The organism is Nostoc sp. DedQUE05 (assembly GCF_034530955.1).
Lineage (GTDB): Bacteria > Cyanobacteriota > Cyanobacteriia > Cyanobacteriales > Nostocaceae > Nostoc.
In genome coordinates this window covers 22,506-29,488 of sequence record NZ_JAVRCB010000073.1, presented here as the reverse complement: position 1 = coordinate 29,488, position 6,983 = coordinate 22,506, and the positions used below count along the sequence as shown (strand labels likewise).

Annotated in this window: 7 protein-coding genes; 4 read left to right on the top strand and 3 right to left on the bottom strand. The window is 39.1% G+C overall.

Annotated features, from left to right (window positions below; genetic code table 11):
• Nucleotides 1-220: 220 nt before the first annotated feature.
• The 3 genes from RMZ42_RS33195 to RMZ42_RS33185 all read right to left on the bottom strand — a co-directional run bounded on the left by RMZ42_RS33195 (nt 221) and on the right by RMZ42_RS33185 (nt 2,394).
• On the bottom strand, nt 221-742 hold the full coding sequence (locus RMZ42_RS33195; protein ID WP_322675423.1) for a hypothetical protein: 522 nt from the start codon (nt 740-742) through the stop codon (nt 221-223).
• Nucleotides 743-810: 68 nt separating this feature from the next.
• Entirely contained in the window at nt 811-1,248 is a 438-nt protein-coding gene (locus RMZ42_RS33190; protein WP_322675422.1) for a hypothetical protein, read from the bottom strand.
• 282 nt (nt 1,249-1,530) lie between these two features.
• Nucleotides 1,531-2,394, bottom strand: a complete 864-nt coding sequence (locus tag RMZ42_RS33185) for a DUF2382 domain-containing protein (RefSeq protein ID WP_322675421.1) — start codon at nt 2,392-2,394, stop codon at nt 1,531-1,533.
• A 617-nt stretch (nt 2,395-3,011) separates the two neighbouring features.
• Here RMZ42_RS33185 and RMZ42_RS33180 point away from each other — a divergent pair.
• The 4 genes from RMZ42_RS33180 to RMZ42_RS33165 all read left to right on the top strand — a co-directional run bounded on the left by RMZ42_RS33180 (nt 3,012) and on the right by RMZ42_RS33165 (nt 6,948).
• Nucleotides 3,012-3,467 carry a CAAD domain-containing protein gene (locus RMZ42_RS33180; protein ID WP_322675420.1) on the top strand — a complete coding sequence of 152 codons (456 nt, stop codon included), beginning with the start codon at nt 3,012-3,014 and terminating at the stop codon, nt 3,465-3,467.
• A gap of 129 nt (nt 3,468-3,596) precedes the next feature.
• A complete protein-coding gene (locus tag RMZ42_RS33175; protein WP_322675419.1) occupies nt 3,597-4,079 on the top strand; it encodes a hypothetical protein in 483 nt (160 codons plus the stop codon).
• A gap of 392 nt (nt 4,080-4,471) precedes the next feature.
• The gene (locus tag RMZ42_RS33170) at nt 4,472-5,176 is read left to right on the top strand and encodes a hypothetical protein (protein WP_322675418.1); all 705 of its coding nucleotides are present in this window, start codon (nt 4,472-4,474) and stop codon (nt 5,174-5,176) included.
• A 281-nt stretch (nt 5,177-5,457) separates the two neighbouring features.
• Nucleotides 5,458-6,948, top strand: a complete 1,491-nt coding sequence (locus RMZ42_RS33165) for a helix-turn-helix transcriptional regulator (protein ID WP_322675417.1) — start codon at nt 5,458-5,460, stop codon at nt 6,946-6,948.
• Nucleotides 6,949-6,983 lie beyond the last annotated feature (35 nt).

The window sequence follows — 6,983 nt, the reverse complement described above, 5'->3', positions numbered from 1 at the left end:
TCCTTGTTTTCCCTGAATTCACTTCTTGGCAACCTTGTCAATGCGTAAGTCCTAGTGTGAATGAGGCAGGAGGTTGGAATAAAAAATAGTGGCTCACATTTTATCTAAATTGCAAGCCACTAAATTGGAGATTTTGGTGTTCTTGACTATCTGTGCAAAAACCTGAAAACTCTTTCGCCCCCTTGCAGTCTTAATGATAAGTCTTTAACCGGACATGATATTACTTATGACGACCAAACCATTTAGAAGCGATCGCTCCTAAAGCTGCTCCAACCATTGGATTACTGAGAAACTTAAGAATTGCTGGTTGTTCAGCCATCACTTCGTGGAAGATGTCAGGATGGCTATGATATGTGAAAGATGCCACCTTGCTGAGATCATCTGCACTTATGTGGTTAGGGTTGTGGGTAGAAAGCCCCAAATCTCGCTCCAGATGGCGCTCGTCTAGACCTCTTTGCTTTAAGTGTTTGAAAAATGCCCGTGCAACATCATCACGCTCATTAGGCTTAATCTGAGCGATCGCCTTTTGGAGTTCTGGCTCCAGTTGGCTTGGTGGAATGCTGTTATGGTTGAAAGATTGACTAAACAATTGCCGACGTTGATCGTGAGATGAGCGCTGGGCAAAATCATCAAAATTTTGGTATTCCTGAGTTGGGTCAGATGAAACATCATCTAAAGACTCTGTATTACCATGAGCCAACTCGTTGAGAATTTCGCGTTTATACTTGTCACTGCTGCTCATTTTAAATGTCTCCTTTTTTTACTTGCAATCAACTAAATTAACTCAGATTTTCTCCAAAAAATGAGTCCCTATTTATACTCAACTTGCTGAGATTGCATATCATACTGAGCCGTCAAAATCAGTTTTTTGTCTGGTGCATACATCAAAACTTTTAAGTCTTGATTGGGGAAATTTTTGTGAAAACCTTGGAGTAAGGATTTTGCTAATGGTCGGACTTCGGTCGGACGAACTTGAGGCGCAATCACAACACCTAACTTATTGTTGTCACGTACATAAGCATCTTGGACAATTCCTTTGGCTGTGCTGACAACCCAGTTCCCAAAATCTTGACCCTGTACACTGTTACCGCGTGACAACAAGGCATAGTCGGCACTATAACTAGTTCCAGACGGTAATTGAGTTGGTTGTTTAGCTTGAACAGTACCACTACAGGCGGCAGTCGTTGTTAGTACTAATACCAAGGCTAAAGCTGTTAAAACCCGACGAAACTGTTGAATTATTTTCAATTTAACCACCTCATCTAAACTAATGACTCTTTTGGAATATCAATCTTGTGAAAGTAATTTTGAGTAGAAGTAGATAGAAAATCCACTCCTACTAACTCAAAAACAATGACCTTTGTAGTTTAAGTAGGTTAACAAGTGGTGGGGGTTTAAATTGCATAGCTTCTATCAAGCAGGGCGAATAGAACGCCTAAATCTAAATCCCCGTCACAAAAGGTAATTGCGTTAGCGACGTAGGAGCGTCATTGCGTTAGCGTAGCGGGGCGAAGCCCATTGCGAATTGTTTTAACCTCGGTCAATTTTATTCTCTATTCGAGTTCCATCAGTATCAACATCTAATTCTTCGCGTCGAATGGTTTCTTGAGCTTCAACGGTTTCTTTGTCTACAACTTTCTGCACTTTGACTTCTTCGCGCAAAAAAGCTTCCTTTCGGATGTCTGGAACTTCTTCATAGAGGTCTATATGCGCTACCTCGCCCTCGGAAAAGTCAGTCGCTTCAGCAGACACAACTTTGCCTGTGTCTTGAGAAGTCACTCGCTCAATCACGACTCGCTCTTTTTCCACCGGAACAGCAACTCTTGCAGTTTCGGTTTCAACATGCTTATTAATCGATACTTCTCCACTTTTTCGGCGCTGTTTATTAGCAACTAACCTTTCTTGGTAAAGTTTGAAGGTTTGGTCTTCGTGAGCGCTAACATCATACAGATCCGCGTCGTCTGCGTAGGTGTAGCTGTCAGGACTGGGAGTAGTGCGGCCAACTGTCGATCCAAGCGTAGCTGAACTTTCTACAGACGGTGTGCGATATCTTCCACGCACCTGTTCTTCATAGTCGTAGTCAAGGGTTGTATGCTCTTGATATTCAGGTAAATTTTCCGCTTGCTCTCTTGTTATACCAACGACATATACACGGTTTGCTGTAGAGTCAATACGCGATTTACCTACTGGTAGTAAGATTTTCTTGCCAAAAATCCAAAAGCCTATGTCAACAATTAAATAGCGGAACGCTCCTTGGTCATCTAGTACAGCATCATTTACTGTGCCAATCTTCTCATCAGTTCCTTGAACATACACACCCATTCCTTTGATGTCGTTACCTTCAAGAGTATTACGGTAGTCTTGATCAAATTCACTTATTTTTTGAAGTGGCATTATTTTATTCCCGAAACTATTGCTGTGTCTTTTTATAAATTACACAATTTAGTTTAAATACATCTTCTCTCCGAAGATTGACTTAAATTATCTGGATATTTAATCAATCGAAGTAATTAAATATATTTTCATAGCCCATAAGTATGATATAAAACAACATTTTAGTATTAAGTATTAGTAATTATAAAAATAATTTAAACTAACTTTTGTAAATAATGTGACTAGTTTCTAGCATTTATGTGACTAGTTTCTAGCAGTAAATTTCAAAACTAAAATTAGCTAAATCAATACATACTATCAAACCTGGCTAGTTTGATATATTTATTAACACCTTACACTTAAATCAAATATCCTCACATTATTAAAGATTTATTTGCTTAAGTTGTAATACTTGCTCCATCCCTCTTCTATAAGACAAAATCTATGCCAAAAGATTGATGAGAAGGAAATTTAAAAATGCCTAAATATTATTAAAGTCCTAACAAATTTGCAAATCAATATTTAGCTGTGCCGCTAAGGATTAAGAAATCTAGTTGCAAAGCAAGTGTTGCAAAAATTGATAATAATAAAGTGTAAACTTTAAAACTGCTCTCATTGCAGAAAATCAGGAGATAATTATGGACACAGAGTTACAGCAAGATCAGTACGTCGATACTGCCTCCCAAAACCAGATAAAAGCACTTAAAGGTTCAGAGTCTGGAAACCTGGCAATGTTGCCGCCCGCCTCGGAAAATGAAGAACAATGGCAAAAAATTGGTAGGCAGATTTCTATATTTTTGGCAAAAATACCTGAGTACATAGGTAGCTTCTACCAAGAATACAAATTGCTGATTATCAGCTTTGCGTTGCTTGTGATAACAGTTACGGCGCTAAGAATTTTTCTAGCGGTACTCAACGCCATAAATGATATTCCCCTAGTTTCTCCATTTCTCCAATTAATTGGACTTGGTTACACAATTTGGTTTACTTCCCGCTATTTGCTCAAAAATTCGACTCGGCAAGAACTAGCAGAAGAAATTCGCTTGCTTAAAAAACAAATTCTAGGCAGAGAAGAATCAGAGACTTTAAGCTAACTAAAGTATCGTGGCGGATACAGTGTATCTGAACTTTTGGTCAAGTAAAAAGCTAAATTTTGCTTGACCATTGTATAAAACTGTAGGCTCTTATACCATATCAGCTAAATTAGCCGGAAAAGAAAATGTATGATCGAGACAAATAGATTAGCTTCGCTGACAACAACAGTATTTCTTTCAACATTGCTAACAATCCCTCTGCTTTCTAGCTGCGGCGGAGGTTCCCAAAATGCTACGCAACCTCCAATTGACGATACTGTTGGGAGAAATTTAAATAATCGCGCCCCCGTAAATCAACCCCAAGCTAAAAGGGGATTAAGTACAGGGCAGAAAGTGGCAATCTTGGCAGGAGCTGCTGGACTTTACTACCTTTACAATCAGCGAAAGAATGCCCAAGGAGCGGGAGCGCAGGGGAAACACTACCTTTCTAAGAATGGGCGTGTTTATTATCGAGATGCTCAAAATCGCCCTGTCTGGGTAACACCGCCACAAGAGGGCATTCGTGTTCCAGAGGAGGAGGCACAACAATACCGGGACTTTCAAGGATATAACAACAGTCCCACAGGGCGAGACTTAAGGGGTTTGGGTGCAGGTACTGTTCCGACAAATTAATTTTTTTACAGATTATAAATAGATGACGTTTAATCGTCATCCTATTTTTTAATAGAAACTTTTTTTGGATTTAAAGTTAATAATACTCATAAGTATAATATTAAGTATTATTATATTTTTTCACAAAAGTTTCTTTTAAAATTTTATACGAGTATATAGAAATTTTATTTAATTGTTGAAAAGATTTTGACCTCTATTTTTTGTACAACAGGGTTTTGAGTCTCAGGATGCTTTCAAAATTCAAACCGGAGTTTTATATACTAATAGTTATACTTTTATCAAAGTAAGAGTAACCTTTGATAGATGATTTTTAAAAAATATAACAATTACTATATTGAAAGTAATTACTTTACCGTTGATAGTTTAGTAAAATCACAGTTTAGGAGTCACAAATGAATTTATTAGAAAAAATATTCGGTGGCGGTGAGGTTCCAGAAAATGACTACCGCAATTTTGTCAACCGCTATGAGCAAGGTTTACCTCATGAGGGATACTCAGATGAAGAAGTTTTAAACCGTTATCAGCAAGTATCTAGACAGTTACCTCCAGACCTTTATCAGGAATCTGCACAAGAAGCCTTTAGTCGGATGTCACCACAAGAGCGGATGCAATTTGGTCGCTCTCTTCAACAGCAGACGCGCTCTTCAAACTTGAATTTTCCCGATCTAAACCAAGATGGTATAGACGATCGCTTTCAAGACCCAAATTATCTTGCTCAAACGACAGGCCGGGTTCACCAGCAACAACCAGATATACTCAGTCAAATTATGAGTGGTGCTGTGGGGAGCTTTACAGGTGGTCAAGGTGGTAACATTATGAGCAATCCATTAGCGAAGGGAGCGATGGCTGGTATCGCCGCCCTAGCTATGAAAAAGTTGATGCAAGGAGGCAACCAAGGAAATTACGGGCAGTATGGTAACGTTCGCCCAGCTAGCCAAGACCCCTACGGCGATCCGGCGGATTACGGACAGTATGGTAACGTCCGTCCAGCTAGCCAAGACCCCTACGGCGATCCGGCGGATTACGGGCAGTATGGTAACGTCTGTCCAGCTAGCGAAGACCCCTACGGCGATCCGGCTGACCAACAGTACCGCTAGTAACCTGAAGCAGCAAAGCTGCAATTCGTAATTACAATCAGTGAAAGCTTGAACTCATCACTGATAATTATGGTCAAGTAAAAATCAAATTTTTTTACTTGACCACTTTTTATTAGATTGGTATCACCTAGTAGAAAATCTTTTGCATTGTTGGCGATCGTTTAAAGCGACTCAAAGCAGCTGAGAGTTATATTCTAGCAAGGTCAATTAGAAGAAACTCAGGCTTTATTTATTTCATCATTGTAAATTACCTATGTGAGCAGCAAATTGGTAGTAGGAAAATGAAACACTTAGCAAAAACATTATATAGTAAACTTCTGCATCTATTTCACCAGGTTATGGGAATTACTATTTCCCGTAATCCAAATCAAAAAGAAACTAACGTTGCTCTTGATGAAGAATTTTTAGAAGACCCAACTACTCAATCATCAAAGCAAATTACTCTTCAAGACAGAGTTAATAAATCTGAGCAAAACTTAGAATTAAATTACCAGGATTCAGCAAAACCTCGGCAATTCAAAAAAGCTTCTTTATTTCCTGATAGTAAGACTAATGTTGCTGCATTGTCGCTAGTTTTGTATGGAGTTGCCGAAGTATTATCTCAAAAAATGAATCTGTCATGGAAAGGTCAAGTAAATAATACTTTTAGTTATGAAAGAGAAGCTGAAACGGGAAAAGGAAAAATCTTTTACTATGTAACAGATAATCCCGAAACTCCACAACCAGAAACACTGGCAGAAGAGGCAGCTTTAGTTGTTATAAACGAATTTGATCCAAGGGCGTGTGCTATTCACCTGATTTACTGTGCCTTAGTAGCTAGCCTAGATAAACCTTGGTCAGGTAATTTTGTAATTGATGATAAGCAACTACTTGAATACACAGGGCTTGTGAAACGCAGGGATTTATGCAAGCATGAAAAATTGAGTATTTTGTACTCCTTGTTACGCCAACCTGCTCAAGTACTAGCTTGTATTGCATCGCCTAAACAGGGGAAAGTAGGAGCTTTTACTGTTGCTGATTTAAAGATTTGGGACATCAGCATAATACGAGATTTTGAAACAGATAAAACTGGCAATAACAAACTAGTGGGTTTAAAGGTGATAGGTCAAGCTGGAGTATGGACAAAATACTTCCTCAATAAATCTAAATGCCACTACTACACTGGAATTATTACCAAGAAAACCGTACAGAAACTATTTAGTATTGGTAAACAAAATGCTGGCGCGGCTAGAATGCTAGTTTGGCTAACCTTCCAAATCAAACCGGAATTCCAAGATTGTGTAATGGGCAAGACTCTGATGGAGATTGCTTACGGTGCAGACAAAGTGTCAACGGCAGAGCAAGACAGACAGCTTAGACGGCAAATGGCTGATGATTTGGAAACTGACTTGAAAGTTGTCAAAGAAGCTGGATGGCAAGCAGAACTCGAAACAGGCCCAGCTTGGTTAACAAGCAGCAAAACTGCTAAAAGACCTATAGGTTACTGGAATCAAATACTCAATTCTAGATGGCGTTTTCATTTACCAGCAGAAGTACAGGAACGCTTGACTGTGGACTCGAATCAGCTGAGTGCAAACAATATCCAGCCTCTATCAGGTAATGTCATTAGAGGAGCGAGAAAAGCAAAAGGTTGGTCTAGAGCATTTTTTGCTACAACGATGGAGAAAAGCGTTTCCTGGGTTGATGCAGTCGAGACGGGTACACGTCAGGTTTCTCAAAAGGACTTGCCTAAGTTGCTCAATACATTGGAACTACACCTTAACAGGTATTGATTTCAACTAAACTTTTCTTGTTTCTCTGAGGTAAT